Below are 14,889 nucleotides of genomic sequence, written 5' to 3' on the forward strand. Positions count from 1 at the left end.
GCCCGCGGCGCATGCGCAGCGGATGTTGGACGGCGCGCGTTCGGCGGCGCGCCGGCGGATGGCGTTCAGTAGAGGCTCGGCTCGCCGGGCGGGCGCGTCTTGAAGCGCTTGTGAACCCAGTAGTACTGCTCGGGCATCAGCGGGATCTGCTCTTCGAGGAATTCGTTCATGCGCCGCGCGTCGAGGTCGTCGTCGCCGGTCGGGTAGTGATCCCACGGCTTGAACACCTTCAGCCGGTAACCCTTGTAGTTCGGCAGCACTTCGCCGATGAACGGCACGACCTGCGCGCGGCCCGTCTTCGCGAGCCGGCCGACGGCCGTCAGCGTGCAGGCGGGCACGCCGAAGAACGGCACGAACGTCGAATTGCGCAGCCCGTAGTCCATGTCGGCGCCGAGCATCACCGGCTTGCGGTCGCGCAGCCAGCGCAGCACGACGCGCGCGCTGTCCGCGCGGCCGACCATCTCGGCGTCGAAACGCCCGCGCGCCTTCTTCGCTTCCGCTTCGAGCACTTCGTTCGAGAACGGCTGGTACAGCGACCCGCAGCGGCGGTGCAGCGACCGGTTCAGCCAGATCGAGCCGGCCTCGATGCCGACGAAATGCAGGCCGAGGAACAGCGTCGGGGGCAGATCGGGATCGGTGAGGTCGACCGCGCTGTCGACCTGGATCAGCTTCGCGAGCTTGCGCTCGGAGCCGAACCACTGGACGCTGCGCTCGACGTAGCTGCGGATCGCATGGCGGAAATGCAGGCCGGCCACTTCCTCGCGCCGCGCGTCGCTCCAGTCGGGAAAGCAGAGTTTCAGATTGATATGTACGATGCGCTTGCGCCGGCTGGGGATCTGGTACAGCAGCCAGCCGAGGCCGTCGCCGAACCGCGCGGTCAGGCCGTACGGCAGCAGGGCGAGCAGCTTCAGGAAGCCGATGGCGAGGTGCGTGCCGAGGCGGCCTAGCATGCGGAATCTCCGTTGGGCCGGCTGGCCGGCGCGTGGCAGACAGGGGAGGAGGACAGCGGACGATACGGCACGGGCGGCGCTCTGTGACAATTCACGAAAGCCGCTATAATACGGGCTTCGCCGAGTTAACTGACAACTTGCGGGGCGAAGCCGGCTGGCGCGAAGCGCGCTGCCCGGTCCTGGTAATCCGCTAAAGCGTCGCCGCTTCAGGCCCAACGAAGCTGGCTACGTGAAACCGACCGTAACCACACAGGAGCCTGAAAAAGTGGCAAACGATTATTTCTTCACGTCCGAATCCGTCTCCGAAGGCCATCCGGACAAAGTCGCGGACCAAATCTCGGACGCGATTCTCGACGCCATCCTCGAGCAGGACAAATATTCCCGCGTTGCCGCAGAAACGCTGTGCAACACGGGTCTCGTCGTCCTGGCCGGTGAAATCACCACGACGGCCAACATCGATTACATCCAGATCGCGCGCGACACGATCAAGCGCATCGGCTACGACAACACCGACTACGGCATCGACTACAAGGGTTGCGCGGTGCTGGTCGCGTACGACAAGCAGTCGCCGGACATCGCGCAGGGCGTCGACCGCGCGCATGACGACAACCTCGATCAGGGCGCGGGCGACCAGGGCCTGATGTTCGGCTACGCATGCGACGAAACGCCGGAACTGATGCCGCTGCCGATCTACCTGTCGCACCGTCTGGTCGAGCGCCAGGCGAGCCTGCGCCGCGACGGCCGTCTGCCGTGGCTGCGTCCGGACGCGAAGTCGCAGGTCACGATCCGCTACGTCGACGGCAAGCCCGATTCGATCGACACCGTCGTGCTGTCGACGCAGCACGCACCGGACATCGAACTGCCGGCGCTGCGCGAAGCCGTGATCGAGGAAATCATCAAGCCGACGCTGCCGGCCGACCTGATCAAGGGCGACATCAAGTTCCTCGTGAACCCGACCGGCCGGTTCGTGATCGGCGGCCCGCAGGGCGACTGCGGCCTGACCGGCCGCAAGATCATCGTCGACACCTACGGCGGTGCCGCACCGCACGGCGGCGGCGCGTTCTCGGGCAAGGATCCGTCGAAGGTCGACCGCTCGGCCGCCTATGCGGGCCGCTATGTCGCGAAGAACATCGTCGCCGCGGGCCTCGCTTCGCGCGCGCTGATCCAGGTGTCGTATGCGATCGGCGTGGCCGAGCCGACCTCGGTGATGGTCAACACGTTCGGCACGGGCCGCGTGTCGGATGCGGTGATCACGAAGCTCGTGCGCGAGCACTTCGACCTGCGCCCGAAGGGCATCATCAAGATGCTCGACCTGCTGCGCCCGATCTACGAGAAGACGGCCGCTTACGGTCACTTCGGCCGCGAAGAGCCGGAATTCTCGTGGGAAGCGACCGACAAGGCGCTGGCGCTGGCCGAAGCAGCCGGCGTCGAGCCGACCGCACGCGTCGCATAAGCGCTCCGCTGCAAACGAAAAACCCCGGCATGCCGGGGTTTTTTTATGCGCGTCGTTCGCAGTCGAACCGACGCCGCATCGTGGCGATGCCGGCCGGCGCGGCGGCGTCAGCGTGCGCCGAAGCCGAACCAGCCGTGGCTCGCCGCCAGCCGCCGCGGACGATTGACGCGGCGCTGCGGGCCGAGCGTGCGGCGCAGCGCGAGCGCGCGCAGCGACGACGGCTTTTGCAGCAGCGAGCGCAGCCCGGCGCGGCGTGCGAACGCTTGCGCGTTCATCATCGAGAAGAACGCGTGGAACCACGCGCGGATGCCGTCCAGCCGGCTGTGCGCGTGCGTGTGCCCGGCGAGCGCGCGAGCCCGCGCGCGATGATGGCGCAGCGAGCGGGCGGGAGCGGACGGCACGACGCGCTTGGCAGCGCGGTTGAAACGGGAAGTCAGACGGAATGGCATGTGAACGATGCTTCGCTTGTATGGGTGGCGCCTTGCAGAGCGCACTGGTATCGACGGCCTCGGATGGCGCAACGGATCTTACCCAAACCCGCTGCGCGTCGCGCCCGCCAGAATTGACAGGCCGCGACAGGCTACCGGGCTTTCGTGACGCGCAAAAGTCGCGATAAACCCTCGTGCCGCAAGCGAATTGCCGCGTGCAGCCTGTCGCTGAGGCTCGCGCCGCGCCACACAGTTCCCTTGATCCGAATCAAATCAGCGATTGGCATGCCCATGCGCACGGCAATGGCGCTGTTCGCGGTCTTCGGCGCCGATTTACAATCGTCACATTCACACAATAAACGTCTGGCATCCCATGTCGTCACCATTGCAGTCGGAATCGATCCGCGCGCAGGTCGCGGAATTGCGCGAACACGGCTTCGTCGTTGCGCGCGGCCTCGTCGGCGAAGCGCAGTGCGCGACGCTCAAGCGGATCGCGCAGCGGCAGTTGCAGGAAGCGGCCGAGCCGATCGAATTCGAGGCCGATCTGCGCTATCCGGGCGCGCCGGACTCCCGGCACGCGCCGGGCGGCCATACGGTGCGGCGGTTGCTGGATGCGTACTCGCGCGACCCGGCGTTCGCCCAGCGCGCGATCGCGCCCGAGATCGGCGCATGGATGCGCGAGTACTTCGGCGAGCAGCCGGTGCTGTCGCGCGCGCATCACAACTGCATGATGACGAAGCATCCAGCGTACGGCAGCCTCACCGGCTGGCATCGCGACTTCCGCTACTGGTCGTTCGAACGCGCGGACATGGTGTCGGTGTGGCTCGCGCTCGGCACGGAAACGAACGAGAACGGCGCGCTGTGGCTGGTGCCGGGTTCGCACACGGCCGAATTCGGGCCGGAAGCATTCGACGACGCGAAGTTCTTCCGCAGCGACCTGCCCGCCAACCGCGTGATGATCGACGCGGCGATTTGTCCGCCGCTGCAGACCGGCGACGTCGTGTTCTTTCACTGCAACACGCTGCATTCGGCCGGCCAGAACCGCTCCGACGACGTGAAGTTCTCGCTGGTTTACACCTATCACGGGATCAGCAACCGGCCGCTGCCGGGCACGCGCTCGGCGGCGAAGCCGGAAGTGCAGTTCTAGCGGTGCGTCGGTCCGGCGCGCCCGTCGTGGTGCCGGGCCGTCGGGCTACCGGCCCCGGCGCGGCGCTTCGGCCGCGCGGGCACAATGACGAACGGGCGGCCTGGCCGCCCGTTTCGTTTGGTCGACCCGCTCGAGCGAATCGCGCCGGCGTGCTCAGCGCTTGTTGCCCGGCATCGCGAGGCCGATCAGACCGATCAGCATCGCGACGGCGCCGCCGGCGATCAGCAGGATCGTCTTCGTCGCGGGCGAGCCGGTGAAGAAGCGCGACACGTTGTCGTTGATCGAATGGAACGACTGGCCGCCGAAATAGAGCAGCACGACGCCGCCGACCAGCAGCGCAACCGAGATGACCCGGGACATACCAACCTCGCTGTAACGGTGATTCGAGACGCCGCAGTGTAGGCGACGCGCGCGGGCGCGTCCATGGCCGTGCGCGCTTCGGCCACGTTCGCTACCATGAACGCCGTACGTGTCCTTCGCCGCCGTCGCGCGATGTCTGCGCGCGGCGCGCGTCCCTTCCCCGACGTCCAGACGGAACCGACTCATGGCCTACGAAGCAGCTACCGAACGTTATGCCGACATGCAATACCGCACCTGCGGCAAATCCGGGCTCAAATTGCCCGCCCTGTCGCTCGGCCTGTGGCACAACTTCGGCGACACGACGCCGATCGCGACGCAGCGCGAGATTCTGCGCACCGCGTTCGACCTCGGCATCAATCACTTCGACCTCGCGAACAACTACGGGCCGCCGTACGGCAGCGCCGAAATCAACTTCGGCCGGCTGCTGAAGGAGGATTTCCGGCCCTACCGCGACGAGCTGCTGATCTCGACGAAGGCCGGCTGGGACATGTGGCCGGGGCCGTACGGCAGCGGCGGCGGATCGCGCAAGTACGTGCTCGCGAGCCTCGACCAGAGCCTGCAGCGCATGGGCCTCGACTACGTCGACATCTTCTATTCGCACCGCTTCGACGCGCATACGCCGCTCGAGGAAACCGCCGGCGCGCTCGCATCGGCGGTTCAGCAGGGCAAGGCGCTGTATATCGGCATCTCGTCGTACTCGGCCGCGAAGACGCGCGAGATGGCCGAACTGCTCGCCCAGTACAAGGTGCCGCTGCTGATCCATCAGCCGTCGTACAACATGCTCAACCGCTGGGTCGAGCACGAGCTGCTCGGCACGCTCGATGCGCTCGGCACGGGCAGCATCGCGTTCACGCCGCTCGCGCAGGGGCTGCTGACGTCGAAATACCTGAACGGCGTGCCGGCCGATGCGCGCGTGAACAAGCCGGGCGGCGGTTCGCTGAAGCAGGATCACTTGAGCGCAGCAAACCTCGAGCACGTGCGCAAGCTCGATGCGATCGCGCAGCGGCGCGGCCAGAGCCTCGCGCAGATGGCGCTTGCATGGGTGCTGCGCGGCGAGCGCGTGACGTCGGCGTTGATCGGTGCGAGCCGGGCGGAGCAGGTGCGTGAAAACGTCGGCGCGCTGAAGAACCTCGAATTTTCGGCCGACGAACTCGCTGAAATCGATCGCTACGCGACCGAAGGCGGGATCAATCTGTGGGAAAAGCCGTCCACCGATCAGGCTATCTGACCGGTTGCATCGGCACGCGATACGGGCTCCGAAACATCGGGCGCCGTATCGCAGATAACTGCGTGCGGCAACTGCGCGCGAGCCGCTGCGTCGCTGCGATGCAGCGACGTGAACCACGCATGGGCGTGTCGCTACAGCAGCGCAGGCAGCCCTTCGACGAGCAATACCGCGACGCCGACGCCGAGGATCACGCCCAGCACGCGCAGCAGGTTGTGGCGGAACTGCGTGGCGCACGGCACCGCGCCGAGAAACAGCGCGCCGGCCAGCGCCATCGGAATCAACAGGATGAAGTCGCCGATCGTGAAATAGGTGGTCATGCGTGTCTCCGTAGTCGGCCGGCACAGGCACGCGCCTGCACCGGCCCCATGCCCGGTATTTCTAATGTGGGGCCGACCCGCTCGCAAGCGGGCCGGACAATTCGAGTATAGGCAACCGCGCCGCGTTTTTCGCTATCCGAACCATTAAAAGCAGCGGGAAAACGCCCGAATGTCGCCCGTTTCGCTGCGAATCGGACGAATACCTTGCGCCAGCCTTTCCTGTTGCTTTCGGTTTGCGCGAAAGCGCAGTCCGGGATCGGCGATGCCGACCCGGTAAGCGGCCCGTGTCGGCTATGCGCGGCCGCAGCGCGGCCGACGTGCCGACGGGCGAAACACGAGCACGAGCCCCGCGACGATGGCGCCCATGCCGGCGAGCGCGAGCGGCGCGGGGCGGTGGCCGAGCCACAACGCGTCCATCAGCGTGGTGACGACCGGCACGAGATAGAACAGGCTCGTCACGTCGACGAGATCGCCGCGCTGCATCAACCGATAGAACAGCAGCTGCGCGATCACCGAAATCACGATGCCCAGCCACAGCAACGGTACGACGAATGCCCAACCCGGCTCGAGCGACACGCGCTGGAACGGCAGGATCGCGACGCATAGCGCGAGGCCGATCGCGTTCTGCAACGGCAGCACGTCGGCGGGCGCCGCGCGCGTGCGTTTTTGCAGCAATGCGCCGACGGTCAGCGCGACGAGCGCGGCGAGTGCGCACGCGACGCCCGTCAGCGGCATGCCCGCGTCGCCGACGCCGCGGCATACGACCAGCGCGAGCCCGGCCAGCGACAGCCCGAGCCCCGCGACGCGCATCGGCTGCCAGCGCCGCTCGACGATCGCGAGCGTGACGATCGGCTGGACGCCGAGGATCGTCGCGAGCACGCCGGGCGCGATCTCGCGCTCGAGCGCGAGCAGATAGAAGATCGAATAGCCGCCCATCATCAGCAAGCCGGTGAGCGCGGCCATGCGGCGCTCGCCGCGCGGCGGCAGCCAGCGCCCGCGCACGCAGGCCAGCACGGCGAGCACGAGCGATGCGAGCGCGAAGCGCGCGGCGAGGAAAACGAACGCGGACGCGTGACGCAGCCCCAGTTCGGCGAAGATCGCGCCGCTGCTCCACAGCAGGACGAACAGCGACGTTGCGCCATGCGCGGCGAGCGCGCGTTTGAACGAAATCATGTGAATTCACCTGTCGAACGGATCGAGACGTTCCATGCCGCGCGCGGACGTACGACACGCGATACGCGAGCGCGTACCGCGTGTGTCACGCGGGCGGATGGAAAGCGGAATACCGGCTGGTCAGCCGGCGCGCGTCGCCGGTGGCGGCGGCGCGGCGCCGACGAGCGGCGTTGCGACAGGCGGAGGGGGAGCCGACGAATGCGCGCACGCTTGCGGCCGCGAGTCGAACTGCGGCCGGGATTCTGCAGGTGCGGACGTGAGCGAATGCATCGTGTCGAAATGCGTTCGAATGCGAATGAACGTCAAAGGTACCGCGACGCGGCCATCCGGCGCAACGGGGTAGGAGAACACCCGCACACCCGCGCGCCAGCCGTACGCGATCCGACGACGATCGCGATCGCCGCGCACGCGGCCGCGCAGCCATCGCAGGCACGTCGCGCATCGCACGGTTCACCGGCGCAACACGCGTGACGACACGCGTGACGCACGCGCCGGGCGCTTTCCGCGGACGGTCACGTGCGACAGGGTATGATGGGGTTGATCGGGCGTGCAAGCGCGCGCACGACGCAGTGGTTGATTGGAGACATTCGACGAATTCGCGGCACTTCACCCGCTTCTTCTTCTTTTCGCGCTTCGATAAACCGTGAACAATGGGATCACGCGCAACATCCCCGGCGAGGGCGGCGCGGATCGTGCATTTGCCGGCTCGTCCGCGAGCCGGGTTTCAAGTTTCAAGAGTGGGGAACCATCATGCATGTCGGGTCGATTGTCTGCACTACCCATATCGCAGTGCCGAAGGGCGCGCGCGGCATCGTTCAGCGCGTTCTGGGCGACATGGCCATGGTGACCTGGTACGCGGGCGTACCGGGCGAGTCGAAGGAACTCAACACCGAGCCGTTCTTTCTCGAGGACCTGATCGACACCGGCGAATCCGTGCTGCCGGCCGGCGCCGCGATCCACTGAGTCCACGCATCGCAGCCAACGCTCGTGTTTCGGCGCGGCTGACGGCACAATGCGGGGCATGACAGACGTTACTTCCGCCTCCGCTGCTCCCGCCGGCCCGCCGTTCGCCGGCCTCACGCCCGAGTGCGTGCTCGACGCGCTCGACAGCGTGCTGATGCCGGCCGGGCTGCGCACCGACGGGCGCCTGCTCGCGCTCAACAGCTACGAGAACCGCGTCTACCAGGTCGGCATCGAGGACGGCCCGGCCGTCGTCGCGAAGTTCTACCGGCCCGCGCGCTGGTCGGACGACGCAATCCTCGAAGAACACGCGTTCGTCGCCGAACTCGCCGCGCGCGAGATTCCGGCGGTGCCTGCCCGCGTCTTCGACGGTCGCACGCTGCACGCGTTCGGCGGCTTTCGCTTCTCGATCTTCGAACGTCGCGGCGGCCGCGCGCCGGACCTCGACCGCAGCGACACGCTCGAATGGCTCGGCCGCTTCATCGGCCGCATTCATGCGGTCGGGGCGACGCAGCCGTACGTCGCGCGTCCGGCGCTCGACATCGGCACGTTCGGCTACGAGCCGCGCGACTACCTCCTCGCGCACGATTTCATTCCCCACGATGTGCGGCCGGCGTACGAGACGGCGGTCGCGCTCGCACTCGAAGGCGTCGAGGCCGCGTTCGACCGCGCGGGCGACGTGCGCATGCTGCGCACGCACGGCGACTGCCATCCGAGCAACGTGCTGTGGACCGATGCCGGCCCGCATTTCGTCGACTTCGACGACAGCCGGATGGCGCCGGCCGTACAGGATCTCTGGCTGCTGCTGCCGGGCGATCGCGAAGGCGCGTCGCGCGCGCTCGCGGACCTGCTCGCCGGCTATGAGGATTTCTGCGAATTCGAGCCGCGCGAGCTGCATCTGATCGAGGCGCTGCGCACGCTGCGCCTGATCCATTACGCGGCGTGGCTCGCGCGTCGCTGGGACGATCCGGCGTTTCCCGCGGCGTTTCCGTGGTTCAACACGCATCGCTACTGGGAAGCGCGCGTACTCGAGCTGCGCGAGCAGATCGGCGCGATGCAGGAAGGGCCACTCTGGCCCGTGTGACCGCGCGGGTGGCCAACCGCGCCGCGCTCCGGCGCGAGCGCCGCGCCGCCCCCGCCGCTCAGAACTTCAGCATCATCCGGATCACCGCGGCGAAGCGCTTGCCGTACGGCGGCGCGATCAGCCCGCGCGTGTTCAGCCGCGACTGCGTGAGCACGGGCTTCATCTTCGAGAACGTCACGAAGCCGTCGTAGCCGTGATACGCGCCCATCCCGCTCGCGCCGACACCGCCGAACGGCAGGCTGCCGCACGCGATGTGCATCAGCGTTTCATTGACGGTCACGCCGCCTGAAATCGTTTCGCGCAGCACGCGGTCGATCGTGCCGCGATCCTCGTCGAACAGGTACAGCGCGAGCGGCCGCGGCCGCGCGTTCACGTAGCCGATCGCCTCGTCGAGCCGTTCGTACGGCACGAGCGGCAGCAGCGGCCCGAAGATTTCCTCCTGCATCACCTGCGACGCGTCCGGCACGTGCGTGAGTGCGCACGGCACGAAGCGGCGCGATGCGGGATCGGATGGCGCATCCGACAGCGGGTGCAGTTGCGCGCCGGCCGCCTGCGCGTCGCTCGCGAGCTGCTGCAGCCGCGCGTAGTGGCGCGGCGACACGATCGTCGTGTAGTCGCCGTTGTTCGACAGGTCCGGATACAGCTTCGCGAAGCGCGCCCGCGCGCGCTCGATGAACGCGCCTTCCATCCCGCGCGGCAGCAGCACGTAGTCGGGGGCGATGCAGGTCTGCCCCGCGTTCAGCGTCTTGCCGCCGATGATCGCGTCGACCGCCGCATCGAAGCGCGCATTCGGGCCGATGATCGCCGGCGACTTGCCGCCGAGTTCCAGCGTCACGGGCGTCAGGTTGTCGGCAGCGGCGCGCATCACGTGGCGGCCGACGTGCGTCGAGCCGGTGAACAGCAGATGGTCGAACGGCAGCGCGCTGAAGGCGGCGCCGAGCTCCGCATCGCCGTTCACGACCGCAACGTGGTCGCGCGAGAAGGTCTTCGCGATCAGCTGCTCGAACAGCGCCGACGTGCGCGGCGTCAGCTCCGACATCTTGACGATCGCGCGGTTGCCGGCCGCGAGCGCGCAGATCAGCGGGCCGGCGGCGAGCAGCACCGGATAGTTCCACGGCACGACGATGCCGACCACGCCGAGCGGCTGCGGCACGACCTTGGCGCGCGCCGGCCGCAGCCACTTGTTCATCCGCTTCGCCATCGGCTTCATCCAGCGCTTGCCGTGCTTCAGCGCATCGTCGATCTCTTCCTTCGCCATCCAGATTTCCGACAGCAGCACCTCCTGTTTCGCGCGATGCCCGAAGTCGGCGCTGATCGCATCGGCGAGCGCATCGGCGTGCTCGATCAGCATCGTGCGCAGCGCGCGCAGGTGCTGCGCGCGCGTATCCCATTCGGGGTACGGGGCGCGCAGGTAAGCCGCGCGCTGATCGCGCAGCAGCGACGTGAGCGCATCGAGCGACGGCAGCGCTTGCGGGGCCAGTTCGGGCAGGTCGTTCTTCATCGCATGTTCTCCAGGTGAGCGTGGCGCGTCGGCCAGCAGTCAGGCCGCACGTGTGCGCTCGGCGAGCGTGGCGGGTCGGGTCGGGGCCGCATGCGCGACGCAGCGTGGGGCCGGATGCGTCGGGTGAGCGAAAACGGCATGAAGCGGCAGGCAAGCGTCGCGTCCGCGCGACGGTATCCGGATGCGGAATCGGGGCGACGAGGTGCGCGCGAGCGGCGCGAGCCGATCGTCGTCGCACGTGTGCACGGCCGCGCCGGGCGCTCGCCGGTGCGGCGAAGCGCAGTCGCGCAGCATGGGCAGATGCGTATGTGCAGGCGCAACACGCCGCGCGTTCGACGGGCCGTCCAAACGGTCGGCCATCTGCGACGTCGTTCGATTTCGGCTGCTGCTGCATCGGCTGCAGCACGTCGCCGTGGTGGCGTCCGTTTGAATTGAAATGCGGGCGGCGCGCGGCGCGATCGGATCATCCGGTCGGCACGCGGCTCGCAGAGCTTCGCGCTGCATCGTCGTCTCCCCAGTTTTGCGACGGCGCGGCGTCTGGCGGCCGTTGCATCGCGTCGCATCGATCGACACATCTTAAATTTAGTTCACGCGTGCGTTTAGAGGAATCGCTCTTTAACGGACCTGCCGCGCGCGCGATGGCCGTTCCTACAATGCCCGAACATTACAAGCGGGAGCCGGCGCGAACCGGGCGCCGTTCATGACACGAAGGAGACGTGACGTGCAATACGACTACATCATCGTCGGCGCGGGCTCGGGCGGCTCGAGCCTCGCCGGCCGCCTCGCCGACGCCTGCCCCGATGCGACGATCGCGCTGATCGAAGCCGGTTCGCACACGGAGCGCAATCTGCTCGTCAACATGCCGGTCGGCATCGCGGCGCTCGTGCCGTTCAAGCTCGGCACCAACTACGGTTACGAGACGGTGCCGCAGCCGGGCCTCGGCGGCCGCCGCGGCTATCAGCCGCGCGGCCGCGGGATGGGCGGCTCGAGCGCGATCAACGCGATGATCTACACGCGCGGCCATCCGGGCGACTACGACGAGTGGGCGGCGCTCGGCGCGACGGGCTGGGGCTGGCAGGAGGTGCTGCCGTATTTCCGCCGCGCGGAAGGCAACCAGCGCGGTGCCGACGCATGGCACGGCGCGGACGGTCCGCTCACGGTTTCCGATCTGCGCTTCCGCAATCCGTTCTCCGAACGATTCGTGCAGGCCGCGCATGCGGCCGGCTATCCGCTGAACGACGACTTCAACGGCGCGACGCAGGAAGGCGTCGGCTTCTACCAGGTCACGCATCGCGACGGCTCGCGCTGCAGCGTCGCGCGGGCGTACATCTACGGCCGCAACCGGCCGAACCTGCACGTGATCACCGATGCGACGGTGCTGCGCGTCGGCTTCGACGGCAAGCGCGCGGTCGGCGTCGTGGTGTCGCGCGACGGGCGCGTCGAGACGCTCGGCGCGCGGGCTGAGGTGATCCTGTCGGCCGGCGCGTTCAATTCGCCGCAACTGTTGATGTGCTCGGGGATCGGTCCGGTCGAACAGCTGCGCCGGCACGGCATCGCGGTCGTGCACGATGCGCCGGAGGTCGGCACGAACCTGAGCGACCACATCGACTTCATCGTCAATACGCGCGTGAATTCGTCCGAACTGGTCGGCATCTGTCTGCGCGGCATCGCGAAGATGACGCCCGCGCTCGCGCGCTACCTGTCGAGCCGCACGGGGATCATGACGAGCAACGTCGCGGAGGCCGGCGGCTTCATCAAGAGCGATCCGTCGCTCGATCGTCCCGACCTGCAACTGCATTTCTGCGCGGCGCTGGTCGACGATCACAACCGCAAGATGCACTGGGGGTTCGGTTATTCGCTGCACGTGTGCGCGCTGCGTCCGTTCAGCCGCGGCACGGTCGCGCTCGCGAGCGGCGATGCGCGCGACGCGCCGCTGATCGATCCGCGCTTCTTCAGCGATACGCGCGATCTCGACCTGCTGGTGCGCGGCGCGCACGCGATGCGGCGGATCCTGTCGCAGGCGCCGCTCGCGTCGCAAGGCGGCCGCGAGCTGTACACGCGGCCAGACCAGAGCGACGCCGAGCTGCGCGCGACGATCGTCGCGCACGCCGACACGATCTACCATCCGGTCGGCACCTGCCGGATGGGCTCCGATGCGCGGGCGGTCGTCGATCCGCAACTGCGCGTGCGCGGCGTCGACGGGTTGCGGGTCGTGGATGCGTCGGTGATGCCGACGCTGATCGGCGGCAACACGAATGCGCCGTCGGTGATGATCGGCGAGCGCGCGGCGGACTTCATCGTCGCGGCGCGCAACGGCAGCGCGTCGCGCAGCGCGGCGGCCGCGGCCGTGCACGGCCGCTGAGCGCCGGTCAGCGCACGCGATGCTCAGGCAAACGTATCGACGAGGCCGGCGCGGCTCACGGTTGCGGCGGCCGCTGCGGATGGCGCGGCGTCGAGCGGTGCGTCGGCGCCTGACGATCCGGCGCGTGCGCGCGACGCCGGTCGTCCGCCGGCGAAGGCCTGTTGCTGCGCGTTCTGCTGCGAGCCGAAGCCGCCGTCGCTGACCGTCGCGCTGCCCAGCCCGAGACCGCCCGCTTCCATCGCTTCGCGCAGCTTCGGCAGCGCCGCCTCGACGGCATCGCGCACCTGCGGGTGCTGCGACACGAACAGCGCGTGCGCATGATTGTCTGCCACGCGCAGCACGACCTGCAGCGGCCCGAGATCCGGCGGGTTCAGCGTGAGCTCGGCGCTCTGCTGATGCGCATTCGACAGGAACACGACCTTCTGGCTCAGCGCATCGGTCCAGTCCGCGGTGCCGACGTGCGGCGCGAGCACGTGCGCATTGGCCGCGGCGATCGAGCCGGCGACCGGAGACGCCTGCACGTTCGCCTGTGCCGCAGCCGCGGCCGTGGCCGCTGCGGTGGCGGCGGCCGCCGTCGCATCGGCTGCCGGGCTGGCGGCCTGTTCGCCGGACCCGAATCCATGCTGCGCGGCCGACTGGCCGCCCGCGCCGGCCTGCAGCGCCGAGGCGGCCGCTTGCGCGGGCGTCTGTTGGGTTGCGAGCGCACCCTTCGCGTCCGCGAGCGTGCGATCGAAGGTCGGGACGGTCGGCGTGGACTGCGCGCCTGCGGCCGTCGGCGCAGCCGCCGACGACGTGCCCGCGGCGCCGGCGGGCAGCGCGATCGCGCCCGCGTCGCCGCTCAGCTTCGCGAGCGCGGCCTGCAGCGCATCGCGGGCCGCTGCGGGCGCGACCGGCGTGGCGGCGGCATCGGTGCCGGCCTGATGTGCGAGCGCGGCCGTCGCGTCGGGCTGGCCCGCTGCGACCGCCGTCCCGGCGAGCGCGGCGGCGCCGGCAGCCGTCGCCGCGGCATCCGCGGCGGCCGGCGCCGGATTGTCCACGCGCGCCTGCAATTGCGCCTGCATGGCGACGGCCGCGGCCAGCGCGGCCGCATCCGGGTTCGGCGTCGCGTTCGCGTCGTCGGTGGACTTGTCGTCGTGGTTGCCGGACGGCTTCGACGGGTTCGTGCCGGTAGTCGAGGTCGACGAATTCGGCGCCGACGTCGATGCGGCCGATGAAGTCGCGCCATCCGACGTGTCGCCGCTGGCGGCGTCGTGGCGGCTGGCGACGCTTTGCTTGAGCGTCTGCGCGAACGGCACGGCGGCCGGGCCGCTGGCGGAATCGTTGCCGGCCGACGCGGCCGGCGTGGCGGATGCGGCCGACGAGCCCGAGTTGCGAACGGCCTTGATGGCGGCGCCGGCGGTGTCGATCAGGGCGCCGAGCAGGGGAAGAGGGAGCATGACGATTCTCTGGTTCGAAAGCGTTGAGCGGTTAGGCCGAACGGGCCGCGTCGGCCCGCATGCGCAGAATCTTCGCGGCGTGTTCGTCGGCGTCGCGCTGTTCGCGCTTCGCGGCGCGCTGCGCGTCCTGCGCGACGCCGCGCGCCTGCAGGATCTCGTACGAGCCGACGGTGCGCTTCTTCTGCTGCCAGTTCGGGCGTGCCTCGTCGATGCGCACTTCGGCCGCGGCCAGCACGCCGCGCTGCTGCGCGATCGCCGCGTCGAGCGTATCGATGAACGCCTGGAAATTGCGCCAGTTGCCGGCCGGCATGCCGTGCTGCGCCGACTGCGAGAAGCGCGCGTGGTATTCGTCCCGATAGCGCAGCAGCGCGTCGAGCTGTTCGGCGGCCGCGCTGCGATCGCGCTGCGCGGTGCCGAGCTGCTTGGCCGCGGCGTCGAGGTCTTCCTGCGCGCGGTCGAGCAGCAGTTGCAACGGAAATCCATGTGCCAT

Annotated in this window: 14 protein-coding genes; 6 read left to right on the forward strand and 8 right to left on the reverse strand. The window is 68.8% G+C overall.

The features are described 5' to 3' along the window. Positions 1–65: 65 nt before the first annotated feature. Entirely contained in the window at positions 66–950 is an 885-nt protein-coding gene (lpxL, locus tag AK36_RS14090) for a lauroyl acyltransferase LpxL (RefSeq protein WP_011886320.1), read from the reverse strand. 265 nt (positions 951–1,215) lie between these two features. On the opposite strand from lpxL, the gene metK reads away from it, so the two are divergent. After that, on the forward strand, positions 1,216–2,403 hold the full coding sequence (gene metK, locus AK36_RS14095) for a methionine adenosyltransferase (RefSeq protein ID WP_011886319.1): 1,188 nt from the start codon (positions 1,216–1,218) through the stop codon (positions 2,401–2,403). Between the two features lie 107 nt (positions 2,404–2,510). Here the strand turns inward: metK and AK36_RS14100 are convergent, their stop codons facing one another. Next, the gene (locus AK36_RS14100; RefSeq protein ID WP_011886318.1) at positions 2,511–2,852 is read right to left on the reverse strand and encodes a hypothetical protein; all 342 of its coding nucleotides are present in this window, start codon (positions 2,850–2,852) and stop codon (positions 2,511–2,513) included. Positions 2,853–3,204: 352 nt separating this feature from the next. Here AK36_RS14100 and AK36_RS14105 point away from each other — a divergent pair, with 352 nt between their 5' ends. Beyond that, positions 3,205–3,978 (forward strand): phytanoyl-CoA dioxygenase family protein, encoded by a 774-nt coding sequence (locus tag AK36_RS14105; protein WP_011886317.1) that lies wholly within the window; start codon positions 3,205–3,207, stop codon positions 3,976–3,978. Positions 3,979–4,131: 153 nt separating this feature from the next. On the opposite strand, the gene AK36_RS14110 is transcribed toward AK36_RS14105, so the two are convergent. Continuing rightward, positions 4,132–4,338 carry a DUF3185 family protein gene (locus tag AK36_RS14110; protein WP_011886316.1) on the reverse strand — a complete coding sequence of 69 codons (207 nt, stop codon included), beginning with the start codon at positions 4,336–4,338 and terminating at the stop codon, positions 4,132–4,134. A gap of 184 nt (positions 4,339–4,522) precedes the next feature. On the opposite strand from AK36_RS14110, the gene mgrA reads away from it, so the two are divergent. Next, entirely contained in the window at positions 4,523–5,566 is a 1,044-nt protein-coding gene (mgrA, locus tag AK36_RS14115; RefSeq protein ID WP_045578693.1) for an L-glyceraldehyde 3-phosphate reductase, read from the forward strand. A 131-nt stretch (positions 5,567–5,697) separates the two neighbouring features. Here mgrA and AK36_RS14120 read toward each other — a convergent pair whose 3' ends face one another. Beyond that, positions 5,698–5,883, reverse strand: coding sequence for a hypothetical protein (locus tag AK36_RS14120; protein WP_011886314.1), 186 nt, complete (start codon positions 5,881–5,883; stop codon positions 5,698–5,700). Positions 5,884–6,174: 291 nt separating this feature from the next. Continuing rightward, entirely contained in the window at positions 6,175–7,056 is an 882-nt protein-coding gene (locus AK36_RS14125) for a DMT family transporter (protein WP_045578694.1), read from the reverse strand. 750 nt (positions 7,057–7,806) lie between these two features. Here AK36_RS14125 and AK36_RS14130 point away from each other — a divergent pair. Further along, positions 7,807–8,019, forward strand: a complete 213-nt coding sequence (locus AK36_RS14130; protein ID WP_011886311.1) for a hypothetical protein — start codon at positions 7,807–7,809, stop codon at positions 8,017–8,019. A gap of 49 nt (positions 8,020–8,068) precedes the next feature. Further along, positions 8,069–9,100 (forward strand): serine/threonine protein kinase, encoded by a 1,032-nt coding sequence (locus AK36_RS14135; RefSeq protein WP_045578695.1) that lies wholly within the window; start codon positions 8,069–8,071, stop codon positions 9,098–9,100. Positions 9,101–9,158: 58 nt separating this feature from the next. Here AK36_RS14135 and AK36_RS14140 read toward each other — a convergent pair whose 3' ends face one another. Continuing rightward, positions 9,159–10,601 carry a coniferyl aldehyde dehydrogenase gene (locus tag AK36_RS14140; protein ID WP_014723843.1) on the reverse strand — a complete coding sequence of 481 codons (1,443 nt, stop codon included), beginning with the start codon at positions 10,599–10,601 and terminating at the stop codon, positions 9,159–9,161. A 721-nt stretch (positions 10,602–11,322) separates the two neighbouring features. Between AK36_RS14140 and AK36_RS14150 the strand changes: the two genes are divergently transcribed. Continuing rightward, positions 11,323–12,963: a GMC family oxidoreductase gene (locus tag AK36_RS14150; protein WP_034192472.1), complete on the forward strand. Its 1,641-nt coding sequence runs from the start codon at positions 11,323–11,325 to the stop codon at positions 12,961–12,963. Positions 12,964–12,986: 23 nt separating this feature from the next. On the opposite strand, the gene AK36_RS14155 is transcribed toward AK36_RS14150, so the two are convergent. Further along, positions 12,987–14,399, reverse strand: coding sequence for a flagellar hook-length control protein FliK (locus tag AK36_RS14155; RefSeq protein WP_045578696.1), 1,413 nt, complete (start codon positions 14,397–14,399; stop codon positions 12,987–12,989). Between the two features lie 31 nt (positions 14,400–14,430). After that, positions 14,431–14,889, reverse strand: a complete 459-nt coding sequence (gene fliJ / locus AK36_RS14160) for a flagellar export protein FliJ (protein WP_034192474.1) — start codon at positions 14,887–14,889, stop codon at positions 14,431–14,433.

It is taken from the genome of Burkholderia vietnamiensis LMG 10929 (genome assembly GCF_000959445.1).
In the GTDB taxonomy this organism is placed as follows: Bacteria; Pseudomonadota; Gammaproteobacteria; order Burkholderiales; family Burkholderiaceae; genus Burkholderia; species Burkholderia vietnamiensis.

Excerpts from the sequence above, each read along its gene's own strand:
- lpxL (WP_011886320.1), bottom strand. The coding sequence starts at position 950 with ATGCTAGGCCGCCTCGGCACGCACCTCGCCATCGGCTTCCTGAAGCTG.
- AK36_RS14100 (WP_011886318.1), bottom strand. The coding sequence starts at position 2,852 with ATGCCATTCCGTCTGACTTCCCGTTTCAACCGCGCTGCCAAGCGCGTC.
- AK36_RS14105 (WP_011886317.1), top strand. The coding sequence starts at position 3,205 with ATGTCGTCACCATTGCAGTCGGAATCGATCCGCGCGCAGGTCGCGGAA.
- AK36_RS14110 (WP_011886316.1), bottom strand. The coding sequence starts at position 4,338 with ATGTCCCGGGTCATCTCGGTTGCGCTGCTGGTCGGCGGCGTCGTGCTG.
- mgrA (WP_045578693.1), top strand. The coding sequence starts at position 4,523 with ATGGCCTACGAAGCAGCTACCGAACGTTATGCCGACATGCAATACCGC.
- AK36_RS14120 (WP_011886314.1), bottom strand. The coding sequence starts at position 5,883 with ATGACCACCTATTTCACGATCGGCGACTTCATCCTGTTGATTCCGATG.
- AK36_RS14125 (WP_045578694.1), bottom strand. The coding sequence starts at position 7,056 with ATGATTTCGTTCAAACGCGCGCTCGCCGCGCATGGCGCAACGTCGCTG.
- AK36_RS14130 (WP_011886311.1), top strand. The coding sequence starts at position 7,807 with ATGCATGTCGGGTCGATTGTCTGCACTACCCATATCGCAGTGCCGAAG.
- AK36_RS14135 (WP_045578695.1), top strand. The coding sequence starts at position 8,069 with ATGCGGGGCATGACAGACGTTACTTCCGCCTCCGCTGCTCCCGCCGGC.
- AK36_RS14140 (WP_014723843.1), bottom strand. The coding sequence starts at position 10,601 with ATGAAGAACGACCTGCCCGAACTGGCCCCGCAAGCGCTGCCGTCGCTC.
- AK36_RS14155 (WP_045578696.1), bottom strand. The coding sequence starts at position 14,399 with ATGCTCCCTCTTCCCCTGCTCGGCGCCCTGATCGACACCGCCGGCGCC.
- fliJ (WP_034192474.1), bottom strand. The coding sequence starts at position 14,889 with ATGGCACATGGATTTCCGTTGCAACTGCTGCTCGACCGCGCGCAGGAA.